This is a genomic window from Microcoleus sp. PH2017_08_TRC_O_A, assembly GCF_020738665.1.
GTDB lineage: Bacteria > Cyanobacteriota > Cyanobacteriia > Cyanobacteriales > Microcoleaceae > Microcoleus.
Window position 1 is genome coordinate 1 of sequence record NZ_JAEQCE010000083.1, and the last position, 15,182, is coordinate 15,182.

Genomic DNA, 15,182 nt, shown 5'->3' on the forward strand with positions numbered 1-15,182 from the left:
TCAAAGAGGACTCAAATTAATTGCATTTTGCATCAAACTCTGTAGTCGGTTTTAACCGACTTTCGCTTTGAGGCAGGGGTTTAAACCCCTGCCGGACTGTGGGAAAGTAGAAAGTATCAACAAACTGGATTTGATATTAAATATTGTCTCACCACAGGACAAACACTAAATAGCGTTTCATTCTCAATTTCTTCAATTTCAACTAACGATCGCCTCCCCAAAGATTGCAGCCCGTTGAACAACTCCGAGGGCGATAAATCGGCATCTTGTAGCAATTGCTCTATCGAAACTGAATTTGCTTCGAGGCTGAGGCGGGAAATGAGCTTTTTCTCTAATTCTGACAGGCGATCGATCTGCGGGTGCAATGCTGCTGCCAATTCTTCCCCTAGGAATACCATATCATATTTCAAAAAATCTGCAACCCTGCCTCGGAATATTTCTTGAATGGTGGTGGCGACTATTTTTAACCACAATGGATTGCCTCGGTAGGCATTAATTAGGTTTTCCCATTTTTCGGGGTTTAGTAAACTTTTTTGTCGGAAAATTTCGGTGGCATCTGTACCTATGCCTTTGAGTTGTAAAGTACGAACTGGTGAATTTTCGCCTGTTAATGCGGTAATTTCTCTGGGGGTTTCCCAAGTGTGGAGGATCAAACAACTGTTGTGGGTTGTTTCTCCGATTTGTCGGAAGAGGATGCTGTAATTTTCGCAGTCTGGGCGGTAATTTCCTGCGAGTTGTCCTTTGCTGAGGAGAGTTTGCGCGTCGTCGAGGATGATGAGACAGCGGTTTTTTCGCAGATATTCCATTAACAGGGAAAGTCGATCGCCAATGCTGACTGGTAATTCGGTTTCTGGTTGATTGGCGATAAATTGAATCAGGTTTTTTAGGGTGGTTGCGAGGGGTGGAGAGGTGCGGAGACTTCGCCAAATTACGCAGTCAAAGTGATGTTGAATTTGTGGGATGAGGTGGAGGGAAAGTGCGGTTTTGCCGATGCCGCTGAGTCCTGATATGGCTGCGAGGTTGCACTTTTCTTGGACAATCCATTTTTCGAGGGTGGCGAGTTCGGATGTGCGTGAAGCGAAGCTATCGCCATCAGGCGAATCGGAAAATGATGAAATATGAGGTGCGTCTGCTAAGTCTAGTCTGGTTTGGGGTTGGGAGGTGTTTGAGGTGGGGTTGGAGGGCGATCGATCTTTTGGAATTTCGGGAGGTTGCAAAGTGTCTCCACAAACATTGATGTTATTAATTTGTGCAAAGTCTTTCGCGAAATTTGATGAAACAATGGAGAATCGCCACCTCTCCATAGCAATTTTTAAATTTGATTTATTAACCTCTTCACCAAATACCTCTGAAAGGATTTGCCATAACTCAGAGGCTACATTTCTGACATGACCTTCAGTCCGATGGGATTCTTCTGCGATTGTAGAGTGTTTTTGACCTTTCCATACACCCAGCAGGATAGCTTTTTGCAGATCGTCCAAGTGTTCTCCTGTTTTGGCGAAAACCATTTCGTCGGCAAATCTCAAGACTTCTTGAACGTCCATTAGTCGGCTTGTGGGAATTTTAGTTATTGTATCATACTTTTTATGACATTTTATAGCAGAAATGATTAAATCTGACATTTAATGGGATAAGGCTTTGTAAAACTCATTACATTTCCTGACTTTTTATGACTAGACATAACTTGAATATTGACACGAAAATATTCTATATTTACAAGCACAACTGTACTTTTAACAGTCAATTGTATAGCTATAACAAATCAAAAAACTTCCTGTAGGAGGGAGAATTATGAGTAGCAGTAATAATACTATTGCTATCGTTAGTCTTGGGCTTGGTATTGTTGTCATCATGGGGATCGGTGGCATTGTTGCCTACTCGAATGTGAATAATCAGCTAGTTAGCACTCAAACTCAGTTACAACAAGCTCAAAAGGAGCGAGACGAGTTTAAAAAACAGAGCGAGGAAAAAGATAAAGAGATCAATGAGAAAGATAAAGAGATCAAAGATATTCGTGAAACTTCTGGCGATCGCGAAAGTCAAATTGCTCAAAAACAAGGCGAACTTCAGCGAGCTAAAGCAGAGACTCAGACGGTAAGCGGCTGCCTAAAAGGTGTATTGGAGGCAATCTCATATCAAGATGACCAAAGTAAGGCTATCTTTGCTCTAGGAGCAGTAAAGGATAAGTGCGAATCAGCCGGAAGGATCGTACAACGAATAGAAAACACACAGGATGAACAACAATCTCCTCGTACAAGCAATATCCAATCGAATTAATAAATCAGGGTGCCATTACATTTGTTCAAAAGTCAGCGAACTTCCTGCTTAGCATCGCTGCGGGTAATCGCTCTTTCTTTTTCTGAAGTGCGATCGTCCTTATGTTATTACAAGCTTAAATTATTTCTGCACACATCATTTGGTTACTAAAGCAATGAACAAAAAACTAGGAATTTTAGCGATCGCAGCTCTTTTTACTATCAGTGGGGCTATCCTTAAAGGTACTCAAATGGCTAATGCTAAGCTAGTAGCACCCACTACAGTCACTAATCAAAACTTTACAGATAATAAGTTAACAATCTTAGCGCAGGGTTATGGACAACCACAGGGTAGCCCTTGGGAACAGGTAGATGCACAAAAATACAAAAATCCCGATACCGGGCAGACTTTTTGTTTCTACTATAACCCAGGACGCTGGGCACCGTGTCCAAATCAGGGCACATCAGTTATCAGAGTGCGAAATGCCAAATGCACGGGTTCCAATATTACCCAAGCATTAGCCGATCGATGTCCACGCGCTTTGTGTGGATTAGCAGAGCTTCAAGCCAGTTTAGACGAACTTAGAAGTAACGGACGCTCAATTCCTGCTTTACCTTGTAATGGTCTCCCCTAGCAAACAGATGTGGATTTATCTAATAAGTGAGTTTGATTTTTAGGGTGCTTTGTTAACGCCCTTTATTTTACATCATTTTTGAGAGCGATCGCCCTTCCTTCACTGAAGTGCGATCGCTCTAATTATTCTTCACTCAAACTATTTCCGAGGCTAAAAGCCTACCATCAACTCGCTCATATTCATCTTCCAGTAGCCACGAATGAGCCTCATCGTAACTTGAACCTAAAAACAGCAGTTTATAATTCGGCGATGGCTCGTAAATACCACACTTACTATTTTTGCCACCCACTAACATCAGAATCCGAGGCGGGAAAACAATCGGATCTACCCACAACTCGATAAATTCCCAATCATTGACTTGTTCGACGAGGTTTTGTGCGGGGGATAACATGGTAATTATCGGTTCCTTTGATGATTTTAATTTCTGCGTAATACAGCGGAATGCGACTGCCGTCGGCTCTGATTTGATGACCTATAGGATAATCAAAGTATAGCCCGTAGCGATCGTAGTCATCGGTTTCATCCTCAATCCCTGTAAGCTCTCCTCTATCTATAATAGCTTGTATCACTAAATCCATTGTGGCTCAGTCATTAAACACATGAGCTTTTTCTTCTTTTCTCAGCAGTCTTTGTACCTGTGGCGTTTCGGGAAGATGTTTGTCAAATAAACTGGTTCTTGGGTCTGGTGTTAGTTCGCGGTTAATGCCACTCATTAACTAATTATATAGGATACTTGCAATTGATCCTACCATAACCTTATATCAAAAGCGCCCTGACTTGACTTGAGGAGCGAGCGCTTTTATAATAACAGCCAAAGGATATCTAAGCACTTTCCTCAATTAAATCTGCTTCCGCATCCCGCCGTCTCCCGATACCTTTTTCAATGCTCGTACCCGCCCAAATCCGCTTCATTTCCCGGATTTGTCCAGCAATTCCCTTGATATCTTTTTTCGGGACTAAATCGCGGATTGCACGCATTTCCCGGCGGCGGTTTCCCTCCATACTCGGGCCGCGATTGAACACCAAACTTACCAATCCTCCTTGCACATCTGCCGGCAATTCTTCTAAACCTGGAAATGCCGATTTTGTCTGATTGTAAAATTTCGGCACTGTGACGACATTAAAGACTTCCCATGCTAATTCCCAAGCAACAATAATGTCTCGAACGCTATCTAAAAGGTTGTTCGCAGCTTCTCCTGTTAACTCGCAGCATTCACTCAAACGCTGGCGCTCAACATCTGCTAATTTCTGCCAATCTTGGTTGAAAACTTCTACTGTGTTGTAACCTAGATCGTAGCCGATGCCGATCGTAATTCCCGATGCTCCTTCCGGCCAAGTTGGGCGCTGCAACTGGTTTTCGTAGTATTCCCGCCCGCCACCGACCTCGAATTCTAAGATTAGCTCGATCGCCCTGTATGATAAAAGTGACGACCCCAAAGGTTCCCCAGGGAACAAAGCAGCTAGCGTTTCCGGGCCCGGTATGCCGTTTGCCAAAATTTTTTGATTGGTTTGAAACTGTTTGAGGGATGCTTCTGTTTTCGGCCCAAACTTGCCGTCAGCAGGGCCCGGATTCAACCCTAACTCCAGCAAGCGTTTTTGAAGTTTCACAACATCGGAACCCGATGCACCTAATTTTAGAGTTTGCACAACCTGTTTTCCTGTAATGCGATCGGCACAATAATTTTTGCTTGATATTGTACCACAACCAGGATTTCCCAAACTATGAGATTAATTCTGCCTCAGTCAGCAGGGCAAAATCGCGCGGATTGTTTAGCACGAAACCGTCATTTTCTTTAATTAAATCACCAAAACAGGTTACGGGCGATCGGGCTTCATAAGCCTTGAGGGCCAACTGATAATCCGCTTCCGGCAATTCCAGATTAATTTTTCTCAGCTTCCCCACCACAAATCCTATTAAAGTAATTTGGACGGTCGCACCTTTTTCCCAATCCACTTTATTAATCCATCCCGAGATTGCAGCATTAGGTAAAAAAGTGATTAACTCGCTAACAATCTCTAATTGAGAACGCTTTTCTACCACTTCTAGAGCCTTTAAATTATCACACATCACCTCGGCAAAATCTACAAATTCTTTGTGAGGCGAAACCAATACTTCCCCTGCTTGACCCGTATCATTTTTTTTGTACCAAATGAATCCCTCAAAAAATTGACGAGTTTTATGCCAGCCATTTGTTTGTAAGTATGTTTCTAATACATTTGGCTCGATCGTTTTCAAAATGTGACTATCTCTTACAGTGACTTTCACGGCAAACCTCCCTCGCTAATGCGCTGTATCATAGACTTAAGAGCTTGTACTGTAAACTGATTGCTGCGGGGTAAAGAAACAGTCACATTTGCTATATTTTGTGTTTCTGGCTGTCCCCGCAGCGACATCCAGTAGGCACAATTTCTGAGGCACAGTTCGGCTTCTGACTGCTGCAACCACTCTTCTAGATTTTCCGGTACTAAAACTACAACTAAGATTCGAGGTACTAGGGCATTTTTTCTCAAATCATTGTAGTTTTTGACTTTGAGCGGATATCGGATGTAGTCGCCGTCTATCACGTCCCTTGAAGTACATTTTAATTGTAACTTCAACTCGGGAAAATAAACGCTTCCCTCACCGCTGCCAGCCGTGATTTGTAAGTCGATGCTGTCGAAGTCTAACTCTAACGGATCGATCGAGAAACCCGCAACTGCCGCCACAGCACGTACATAAGCTTTGCTGAAAAGTTCTTTCTGCTGGTTCAGTTCCATTCCAAAATAAACATCTTGCAAAAATAATATATTTTACAAGAGAGGTGTTCCACAAGTAATTATTGTAGGAGAGTTCTACCCGAGAGGCGATCGATTCATATAATTTCTTATTCTTAGTCCGCGGAGGCGGACATTGTTTGTGTAGTAGCGGTTTCAACCGCCGAGTTTTATAAATAAGATGCAAAACAACCCGGTTCCTTCAAGAAACCGGGTTGTTTTACACTCAAACTGCGTGTTTGCGATACCAATCGATCGTACTTTTCAACCCTTCCTTAAACTCCACCTCAGCCACAAAACCAAACCTTTCCTTAGCCCTTTGCGTATCCAAACAGCGGCGCGGCTGACCGTTCGGCTTGTCTGTTTCCCAAACAATTTCTCCCTCAAATCCCATCAATTCGCAAATCGTTTCTACTAACTCGCGAATTTTAACTTCGCTATTTGTTCCCAAATTAACCGGGTCAGATTCATTGTAAGATTGAGCCGCCATCACAATACCGCGCGCCGCATCTGTGGAATATAAAAACTCGCGGCTGGGGCTGCCATCGCCCCAAACTGGCAATGTTTTGTCTCCTCTTTCTTGGGCTTCGTGAACTTTGCGAATTAATGCGGGGATGACGTGGGAACTTTTCGGATCGAAGTTATCTTCTGGGCCGTACAAATTGACTGGTAGCAAGTAGACACCGTTGAATCCGTACTGCTGGCGGTAGGATTGCAGTTGCACTAATAAGGCTTTCTTTGCTATTCCGTAAGGTGCGTTGGTTACTTCTGGATAGCCGTTCCAGAGGTCGTCTTCTTTGAAGGGAACTGGGGTTAAGTTGGGATAGGCGCAAATTGTGCCAACGCAGACAAATTTTTCGACTCCTGCTTCGTAGGCGGCGTGGATTAGTTGCGCGCCCATCATCAAATTGTCGTAAAATAGTTCTGCCGGTTTGATGAGGTTTAAACCGATGCCGCCGACGTGGGCTGCTAAGTGTATGATGATATCTTGTTGGTCGGCTGCGCGTTTGCAGTTTTCCATGAGGCGGAGGTCGCAGTCGATCGATCGACTAACTGAAATTTTATCAGCATCCGCGCCTGCTTTGACTAACTGGTCGATTACCTGACGGCCGAGGAAGCCTGCGCCGCCCGTGACGAGAATGCGCTTGCTGCTTAAATCCAAGCTGGTCATAATTTTATCCTCTGGATTTTCAATAAAGGTCGATCGACAATTTCTACTCTAAAATTGTTACTTTAGCAAAAAAGCTTTCCGCTACAGCACGCGCTTGCTAACAAGTCCGTTTTAGCTGTCCCAGATAGGGAAAAATTGCTCAGTTTGTATCCGAACGTGAGATTTATGGGTTTCTAGTCCTCAACGTTTTAATGTTGTTGTTGGCCCCCACAGCCGAAAATTTGGCGAGGACTTAAGCTGGTTGTTGGAATGCCGCACTAATAGCTACAACAATCCTCTCATCACTTGTGAACTGTTTGTACGGGTAATGCCCCGGTTCGCAAATCGGGGCAGACACGGGACACTACCCATACAAATTGTTAGCAGTCACCACGCCCGGAAACGGATACAAGCACCTGACAGGATTCGGGGAGTGTCAAAAATTTTAGACTAAGAGTTCAACCTTTCAGATTCATCTGTGGAGTAAATCCAAAATCTAAAATCTAAAATCGACTGACGGTTTAGTTTTGTGGATCAATCAAATCCGTTGCCAGAACCTCGTTCTTGCTTTTCGAGCGATTTCATGTCAGCATCTACCATTAAATGCACTAACTGCTCAAATGTTACAGAAGGTTCCCAATTTAATTGCTGGCGCGCCTTAGTCGAATCACCAATCAACAGTTCGACTTCTGCCGGACGCAAGTAACGTTCGTCAAACTCCACATATTTTTGCCAATCTAAATTAACGTAAGTAAAGGCCAAATCTAGAAATTCTTTAATGGAATGAGTTTCATTGGTAGCAATTACGTAATCGTCAGGCTTCTCTTGTTGCAGCATCAGCCACATTGCCCGCACGTAGTCTTTAGCATAGCCCCAGTCCCGCTTGGAATCGAGGTTGCCCAAATAAAGTTTTTTCTGCTGGCCTGCGACAATTCTGGCAACAGCCCGAGTAATTTTGCGAGTTACAAAAGTTTCGCCACGGCGCGGAGACTCGTGATTGAACAAGATGCCGTTACAAGCAAAAAGTCCGTAGGATTCGCGATAATTTATTGTTTGCCAGTGACCGTAAACTTTGGCACAAGCGTAGGGACTTCTGGGATAAAAGGGAGTTGTTTCCTTCTGCGGAACTTCCTGCACCAAACCAAACATTTCAGAAGAACCTGCTTGATAAAACCGCACTTCTATGCCTGTGCGATTCTGGTAGTCTCGCACTGCTTCTAGCAAGCGCAATACTCCCATTCCTACGGCATCAACCGTATATTCCGGCGAGTCAAAGCTGACTCGAACGTGGGATTGAGCGCCTAAGTTATAAACTTCTACCGGCTGAACTTGTTCCAAGATGCGACGGAGTGTAGTACCGTCAGTTAAGTCGCCGTAGTGCAGAAATAACTGTGCGCTCTCGCTGTGTGGATCGACATAGATGTGGTCAATGCGATCGGTATTGAAACTAGAACTGCGCCGGATAATACCGTGAACTTCGTATCCTTTCTCTAACAGTAATTCGCTCAAGTACGAGCCGTCTTGACCTGTAATACCTGTTATTAGCGCTCGCTTGCGTTGCGTCATCTGATTTTCCTTTGACAGGCTGTGTTAATTCACTTCGGACTTTCCGGGTAGAGGCTGTTGTTGCCTGCCGGTTGTATGCTCAAGCTCTACCTTAACTCACAATTCTTCGATCGGCATCAAGGAAGTGTTTTGTTTGAGTAAAGAGTTTGCCGCTTGCTGTCAGTAGTCAGCATCAGTGGTCAGTAACAAACAAAACTAACTACCGATGGCTGACTGCGGACAAAAAATTAATATGCGCCGTTATTTTTGGGGAAAATCACAACTCCAATTGTTTTGAAAACAATCCACATATCCATCCAAAGGTTTTTGTCATTGGCATAATAGAGGTCAATTTGGACTCTTCGGGGATACGGAATGTCGTTGCGACCGGACACTTGCCACAAACCTGTAATTCCAGGTCTGATGGTGAGAATTTTGTTGATGTGACGGCCGTATCTCGGCAGTTCTTCTTCAACTAAAGGTCTCGGCCCGACGACGCTCATATCTCCTTTTAATACATTCCAAAACTGGGGGAACTCGTCTAAACTGGTCATTCGTAAAAATCTTCCAATCCAGGTAATTCGAGGGTCTTGTTTAAGCTTGAAATTGTCCTCAAACTCTTGACGCAAATGCGGAGATTTTTCCATGATTTCCAGCAATATGTCGTCCGCATTTTCCACCATCGTTCTAAATTTAAGGCAATAAAACATTTTACGGTTTTTGCCTACTCGTTCCTGTACGTAAAAGATAGGCCCGGACGAGCTTAAGGCGATAGAGAGAGCCAAAAGCAGGTAAACCGGAGCAAACAGGATTAGAACCGATAAGGAAAAGAGAATGTCAAATAACCGCTTGAAAAATTCTCCGTCGAGTCTCTCTAGAGAACGACTGATGCGTCTATCTCCTTGCAGGACAGGCGCAAAACCGCGTCTTGCGATCGCTCGAATTACCTTGCCGGAGATTAGTTGGCTGTCGGCAGTCATCTTACTCCTTCACTTCACACCACACACAGTCACGATCATAAGGCCTCAAGACGCTTTGTTCTCTGAATTATGTTTCAAATACTCAATTTTCTTGCGGAAAGGGGCAGTTGACTGTTGTCAGTTGACTGTTGACGGTTGGCAGTTGGCGGTTGCACTCAGACATGATGGAGGAGACGGCAGTGCCGTGTCCCTACGGTGATTAATGTAGGGAGACGGCACTGCCGTCTCCTCATTTCGGGCAATGTTGATTCCGGTGCAACCGGAATTGATATCAAGTCTGAGTAAAATCACCGGATTGAAATTCCTGATAGGAGTGTTCCACAAAAGCTAGATAGCGCTGCTCAAAGACTTCCGGGGCGAACTGGGAGGCGCGCAACCGTGCCATTTCTGGCGCAAATTTGCCTTGCAACTGCTCAAATTCTTCGACGGCTTCGACTATTGCTGCTGGGGTTTGGGAGGGGAAAAATAAACCTGTCCCAGTCTCAGGGTGTTGGCGAATGTCGAGGACTGTCTCCAAAGCGCCGCCTGCTGCATAGGCAATTACTGGTGTCCCGCAAGCTTGAGCTTCTACTAAAGCGATGCCAAAATCTTCGCAAGCTGCATAGACAAAGGCTTTTGCTTGGGCCATGTACTTTTCCACTACGGAGGCGGGCTGCCAGCCGAGTAGTTGCACGTTGGGTTTGGCGATTTGCCGAATCATTTCTAATTCTGGCCCGGTGCCGATGACAATGAGAGTATGCCCGAGTTGATTGAATGCTTGGACGATCGCACTTACGTTTTTGTAGCTTACCAATCGGCACACTGTCACGTAAAAGTCTTGTTTTTGCCGCATCAAGGAAAATCTCTCGATATTTACCGGCGGATAAATCACCTCGGCGCGCCGTCGGTAGCACCGCCAAATTCGGCGTGCGGTGTGTTGGGAGTTGGCGACGAAATAATCGACGCGGTTGGCAGAAATTACATCCCACTGCCGCAGTCGGTGCAACAAATATCGCGTCAGCAAGCCCGGGATGCCCCGTCCGGCTTTGCTGCTGCGTAAATAGTCAAAAGTTAAGTCCCAAGCGTAGCGCATGGGCGTGTGGCAGTAGCAGACGTGCATTTGCCCTGGACTGCTGAGGATGCCTTTGGCGACGGCGTGGGAGGATGAGAGGATGATGTCGTATTCTCGCAGATCTAGTTGTTCGATCGCGATCGGCAGAAATGGCAAATATTTTTGCACGCCGCTGCGGGCCTTGGGGAAATTCTGCAAAAATGTCGTGCCAATCTGTCGCCCGAACAGATAGCTTTCGGGATTCGCCGATTCAAAGTCAATCAGGGCATAGATATCAGCGTCTATGTATTTGAGGATTTCGGCAACTACGAGTTCTGAACCGCCGGTAGCTAAGGGCGTCAACCATTCATGAACTAGGGCGTATTTGAGTTTTTTCACTTTATGTAGTCGATCGAACGATTTGTGAGCGCCAGTTCTGTCAATATTAGTCTTACCGAGGGATCGCTTACGCACCCTCAAGCCATCAACCGTGTTTCTACGCAGGCGACTCGATTGTAGATTTTAGATTTTAGATTTTAGATTTTAGATTTACTCCACGGATTAATCTGGGATTTTGAACAGAAGTCTAAAATTTTGGACTCGAAACTCACCAGCATCGGGTATTTGTAAGAATTTTTTTGGGTGCTTCAAACCAATATTTTTTGGGAGCAACGGGGTTTTTGTCAAATCGGAAATAGCAAAACCGCACTCTGCGGGAAATTTCCCGCCGATTGTTGACAAATAATACTATTAGGCGGAATACTGTAGGTGATTTGCGATCGCCAAAATGTGTGGAACGGGCGATCGAACTAACGTGGTGTGAGGAAAAAATGTCCAAATTTTTGTGGAAAGGACTCTTAACCAGTCCCGCTGTACTAGCAGCAAGTTTAGTCGTATCTTCAACTGCCCTAGCAGCAGAGCAACCTGTAGAAATTGCCGCAGCTCAAGCCAATCAATTGGAATTAGCAGGTGCTGCAACCGAGGCAGCACAGCCTGAAATATCAGCAATAACGGCAGAACCAGCGTCAGTAGTTAACAACTTAACTGTTGAGACTATTGAAAATAACAATCTCGCAGCGAAGGTAGCCCCAGTTGCCGAACAAGTCGCATCACCGGAAAACAACGCAGTTGCAGCAGACTTAAGCGAAACCAAACCCGCAGTCGCGCCCGCCAACTTAAATGCCAAGCAACCGATCGCAGAGCAAATCCCCGCAGTCGCGCCCGCCAACTCCAGCGAAAAACCCGCTGTACCAACTAATGTCAGCGCCGACAAAGCAGCCGCAAAACCCCAGCAGATTTCCCAATCAACTGCTCCAATTGCCCAGCCTCCAGCGCAGTCAAATGTTTTAGAACAAATCAACCAATACAGCGCAGAAGGCAGCAGCGAAGATGCAGTCGGCCAAGTAACCTCCGTTTCGCAACTTTCCGACGTGCGGCCCACCGATTGGGCATTCCAAGCTTTGCAATCCCTAGTAGAGCGCTACGGGTGCATTGCCGGCTATCCTGACGGCACCTATCGCGGCAACCGGGCGATGACTCGCTACGAGTTTGCAGCGGGTTTAAATGCCTGTTTGGATAAAGTCAACGAGCTGATTAAAGGCGGTACCAGGGGTTTAGCCACAAAAGAAGATTTGGCTGCTGTGCAAAAGCTGCAAGAAGAGTTTGCAGCGGAATTGGCAACTTTGCGCGGGCGCGTCGATGCCTTGGAAGCGCGCACCTCTGAATTAGAAGCAAATCAGTTTTCGACTACGACTAAACTCAACGGCGAAGTAATCTTTGCATTGACAGGTATCGCCCGGGGAGAAGATGCTGACGGCCGCGATGCCGATCGAAGCACGGCTTTTGGCAGCAGGGTTCGTCTCAATTTTGACACGAGTTTCACTGGTAAAGACTTGCTGAGAACTCGACTGCAAGTTTTAAATTTGGGTGCGTTTTCTACTAATAATACTAAAACTGCTGAAGGGGAATTGCGGTTTAACGCCGGGCCTTTTGGAACAGCTAGCAATACAGTCGGTTTAGATGCGCTGTTTTACCAATTTCCCCTCGGCAAAAGCACTACTGTAATTCTCGAAGCCAATGCCGGTGCCGCTGACGATTTTACTAACACTGTCAATCCTTACTTTGACGGAGATGGCGGTAGCGGTGCTCTTTCTAACTTCGGCACTCGCAACCCGATTTACTATTTGACTGCGGGTACTGGTATCGCTGTGCGGCAGCAATTGGGAGAAAAACTTGAGCTGAGTTTGGGATATTTGGCCGGCAACGCTGCAAGCCCGACACAGGGTAACGGTTTGTTCAACGGTTCTTACGGCGCTTTGGCTCAGTTGACTTTCAAACCGACAAGCACTATGGCTTTAGGTTTAACTTACGTCAATTCCTACAACTTCGTCACTGGTACGGGCAGCAACGCTTCTAATTTTCCGGTACGTCTCGGTTCCTTCGGCATCGACAGCGACAATAATCTGCCAGTTTCTAGCAATTCCTACGGCGCCCAAGCTTCGTGGAGAGTGCGGCCTGGATTGGCAATTGGCGGTTGGGCTGGTTACACTAACCAGCGCATTTTATCTAACTTGGCTACTCCTACCGGTTCTGTGCAGCGCGGAGACCAAAAAATCTGGAACTGGGCTGTTACTGTGGCTTTTCCCGATTTGTTGAAAGAGGGAAATGTGGCGGGCTTTCTGGTAGGTATGGAGCCGCGAGTAACAAGTTCTACTAATCGGACTTTGCCGGAAGATAAGGATACTTCTCTTCACATTGAAGGGTTCTATCAGTTTAAGTTGAGCGACAATATTTCGATCACTCCGGGTGTGATTTGGCTGACTGCTCCTGACCACAATAAGAGTAATTCTGATTTGGTGATTGGGGTGGTGAGAACTACCTTTACTTTCTAGGCTTAGCCCTTTGGGATTTGGGATTTGAGATTTGGGATTTGAGATTGGCAGTTTTAATCTCAAATCTCAGGCCGCCAATTTCAAACTGGTTGAAAAACTCAGATTCTGTGGCACCCATGCTTTATTGAGAGTTGCTATAGATGGCAATGAACAATATTGGTTAAGATTGTAGACGGGCATTTCTTGCCAACACTCGCGACAAAACCAGTACACCTGATGCTGGCGAAAGTGACGCAGCATCGGATTCGAGCAGCAGGGACAGTCTGTATTCTGGTTAACTTGACCGAGGATTTGATTTGAGCTGCTGGATGCGTCTGTCATAATAACCTCTTTTTTAACTCAGATATATTTCACTGTTGTTGGAAAGTGCTGTAACCTGGCTTGAAACACCAACACCATGACTGTAAAAGTGAAAAGTAAAGATTTGGTAAAAAAAATAAGGTTGTTAAGGAATTGAGTTAACTTGAAATATTTCGCAACAATAAATAGTTAGACTTGTTAAAAAATGCAGGTTGAGGGAAGCTCCAAACTCTTATGCAGTAAGTCATTCCCTTTCTGTCAAGTATTGCTAAAACCTAATTAATTGTTGGGTGGAGTGAATGTCCGAGTTGTTTGTACTCAGCTCGCGCAGAGGTGCGTCGCTATGAATTTGTTGATTTTTTGGCGAGGGATTTTGAGTGGCGGCACACCCTACGGCTAGTAAAAAATGAGAATTAAATAACTTACAATTTTTATTAGACCTCTTGCAAAAGTCCTTTTAATCAAATTTTGGGACGGGCTAGAAGCCCATCCCACAAGAAAAAAGATTTTTGTGGGATGGGCTTCTAGCCCGTCCTAACTATTTCTTTCGCGATCCTCAGACTGAGCGATGTGAGATTTTAGTGTAAGTCCCAGCCTAAGGCCTGAGCAATCTGAACGGACAGCATAGCTGGATCGAGGGGATTTACAATCACTGCTGCTATTTTATCTTGTGGGAACAAGCTCTGTTGTAGATCGACCCATTTCGCTTTGAGAGTTAGCAGCACAACTGGAATTGCTTGGGTTGTGGGCAGTGTTTTTAGTTGTTTGAGAAATAGGAATTCATCTATGGCGCCAGTGGAAATATCCAAAATTATGCTATCGGGCTGATAGAGTATTGCTTGTCGCAAGCCTTCCAGGGTTGAATTGGCAACTCGCACGTTCCAACCTCCTAAGTCGGTTAAACAAGCTTTTACTACTTCCTGCATATTTGGTTCTTTGTAAATCAGTAAAATTGTTTTGGTGGTCATAGCAACCACTTCCAAAGCCTTCATTTGATTTTGATATTCGAGATACTGCGTGACATCATTGAATAACTGAAAAAGCATTCATGTAGTCTCCTCTTATGCTAAGAGCTTTTAGCTGTATCCCGGAAGCCTAGATAACCACGGTAAGGAATTGGTAAAGATTTTACTATCGTTACAAAACTTGACAAATAATCTTAAAATTCTTCATCCCACCCCAAAATCTCTGCGACTTCTACCGTCAGGCTGGTGGGTTGGATTGGTTTGGCAATTACGCCTGTGACGCCCATTTGGGCAAATTTTGCCCGATCGCTCGGCAGGACTTTTGCTGTCAGCAGAATCACCGGAATCGATCGCGTCTTGGGATCGGATTGAAGGCGATCGTACACAGCAAATCCATCCATTCCCGGCATAGATACATCGAGCAAAATGGCTGATGGTTGTTGTGTTTGGACTATTTGTAAACACTCTTCTCCCGATGCTGCTACCAGCGTTTCCCATCCGCCTAGATCTTCTAAACACGCTTGCACCAATTCTCGGAGGTGTTCTTGATCGTCAACTACTAAAATTAATCTGTCAGTCATGGGATTTGAGATTTTAGATTTGGGATTTTAGATTTTAGAGAGTCCTGGGCGTTAGGTACGTAGTTGCGCTTCAGCGCTCTAAATTATGAAAGAGCG

General features: G+C 45.1%; 16 protein-coding genes. 3 read left to right on the forward strand and 13 right to left on the reverse strand.

Annotation, left to right across the window (positions count from 1 at the left end; all coding sequences use genetic code 11):
- Positions 1-116: 116 nt before the first annotated feature.
- Positions 117-1,544, reverse strand: a complete 1,428-nt coding sequence (locus tag JGK22_RS25230; protein WP_293314017.1) for an NB-ARC domain-containing protein — start codon at positions 1,542-1,544, stop codon at positions 117-119.
- 247 nt (positions 1,545-1,791) lie between these two features.
- On the opposite strand from JGK22_RS25230, the gene JGK22_RS25235 reads away from it, so the two are divergent.
- Both JGK22_RS25235 and JGK22_RS25240 read left to right on the forward strand, forming a co-directional pair.
- The gene (locus JGK22_RS25235; RefSeq protein ID WP_293193113.1) at positions 1,792-2,277 is read left to right on the forward strand and encodes a hypothetical protein; all 486 of its coding nucleotides are present in this window, start codon (positions 1,792-1,794) and stop codon (positions 2,275-2,277) included.
- Positions 2,278-2,431: 154 nt separating this feature from the next.
- The gene (locus tag JGK22_RS25240) at positions 2,432-2,890 is read left to right on the forward strand and encodes a hypothetical protein (protein WP_293193114.1); all 459 of its coding nucleotides are present in this window, start codon (positions 2,432-2,434) and stop codon (positions 2,888-2,890) included.
- 133 nt (positions 2,891-3,023) lie between these two features.
- Here JGK22_RS25240 and JGK22_RS25245 read toward each other — a convergent pair whose 3' ends face one another.
- The 9 genes from JGK22_RS25245 to JGK22_RS25285 form a co-directional block, all read right to left on the reverse strand.
- Entirely contained in the window at positions 3,024-3,281 is a 258-nt protein-coding gene (locus JGK22_RS25245) for a hypothetical protein (RefSeq protein WP_293213529.1), read from the reverse strand.
- Entirely contained in the window at positions 3,241-3,468 is a 228-nt protein-coding gene (locus JGK22_RS25250) for a hypothetical protein (RefSeq protein ID WP_293314019.1), read from the reverse strand. Before JGK22_RS25250 ends, JGK22_RS25245 begins: the two co-directional genes overlap by 41 nt.
- 244 nt (positions 3,469-3,712) lie before the next feature.
- On the reverse strand, positions 3,713-4,537 hold the full coding sequence (locus tag JGK22_RS25255; protein WP_293314021.1) for a peptidoglycan-binding protein: 825 nt from the start codon (positions 4,535-4,537) through the stop codon (positions 3,713-3,715).
- Positions 4,538-4,610: 73 nt separating this feature from the next.
- Positions 4,611-5,156, reverse strand: a complete 546-nt coding sequence (locus JGK22_RS25260) for a hypothetical protein (protein WP_293314023.1) — start codon at positions 5,154-5,156, stop codon at positions 4,611-4,613.
- On the reverse strand, positions 5,153-5,647 hold the full coding sequence (locus JGK22_RS25265) for a DUF4365 domain-containing protein (RefSeq protein WP_293314025.1): 495 nt from the start codon (positions 5,645-5,647) through the stop codon (positions 5,153-5,155). The genes JGK22_RS25260 and JGK22_RS25265 overlap by 4 nt, the downstream gene beginning before the upstream one ends.
- Positions 5,648-5,870: 223 nt before the next feature.
- Entirely contained in the window at positions 5,871-6,815 is a 945-nt protein-coding gene (locus JGK22_RS25270; protein WP_293314027.1) for a GDP-L-fucose synthase, read from the reverse strand.
- A 513-nt stretch (positions 6,816-7,328) separates the two neighbouring features.
- On the reverse strand, positions 7,329-8,360 hold the full coding sequence (gene gmd, locus JGK22_RS25275; RefSeq protein ID WP_293314029.1) for a GDP-mannose 4,6-dehydratase: 1,032 nt from the start codon (positions 8,358-8,360) through the stop codon (positions 7,329-7,331).
- Positions 8,361-8,587: 227 nt separating this feature from the next.
- The gene (locus JGK22_RS25280; RefSeq protein ID WP_293177969.1) at positions 8,588-9,319 is read right to left on the reverse strand and encodes a sugar transferase; all 732 of its coding nucleotides are present in this window, start codon (positions 9,317-9,319) and stop codon (positions 8,588-8,590) included.
- Between the two features lie 271 nt (positions 9,320-9,590).
- Positions 9,591-10,748: a glycosyltransferase gene (locus JGK22_RS25285; protein WP_293314031.1), complete on the reverse strand. Its 1,158-nt coding sequence runs from the start codon at positions 10,746-10,748 to the stop codon at positions 9,591-9,593.
- A gap of 335 nt (positions 10,749-11,083) precedes the next feature.
- On the opposite strand from JGK22_RS25285, the gene JGK22_RS25290 reads away from it, so the two are divergent.
- Positions 11,084-13,240, forward strand: coding sequence for an iron uptake porin (locus JGK22_RS25290; protein ID WP_366026620.1), 2,157 nt, complete (start codon positions 11,084-11,086; stop codon positions 13,238-13,240).
- A gap of 66 nt (positions 13,241-13,306) precedes the next feature.
- Here JGK22_RS25290 and JGK22_RS25295 read toward each other — a convergent pair whose 3' ends face one another.
- From JGK22_RS25295 to JGK22_RS25305, 3 genes are all read right to left on the reverse strand, one after another.
- Positions 13,307-13,561, reverse strand: coding sequence for a hypothetical protein (locus JGK22_RS25295; protein WP_293314033.1), 255 nt, complete (start codon positions 13,559-13,561; stop codon positions 13,307-13,309).
- A 557-nt stretch (positions 13,562-14,118) separates the two neighbouring features.
- Positions 14,119-14,586 carry a response regulator gene (locus tag JGK22_RS25300; protein ID WP_293193124.1) on the reverse strand — a complete coding sequence of 156 codons (468 nt, stop codon included), beginning with the start codon at positions 14,584-14,586 and terminating at the stop codon, positions 14,119-14,121.
- Between the two features lie 113 nt (positions 14,587-14,699).
- A complete protein-coding gene (locus JGK22_RS25305; protein ID WP_293185282.1) occupies positions 14,700-15,086 on the reverse strand; it encodes a response regulator in 387 nt (128 codons plus the stop codon).
- Positions 15,087-15,182 lie beyond the last annotated feature (96 nt).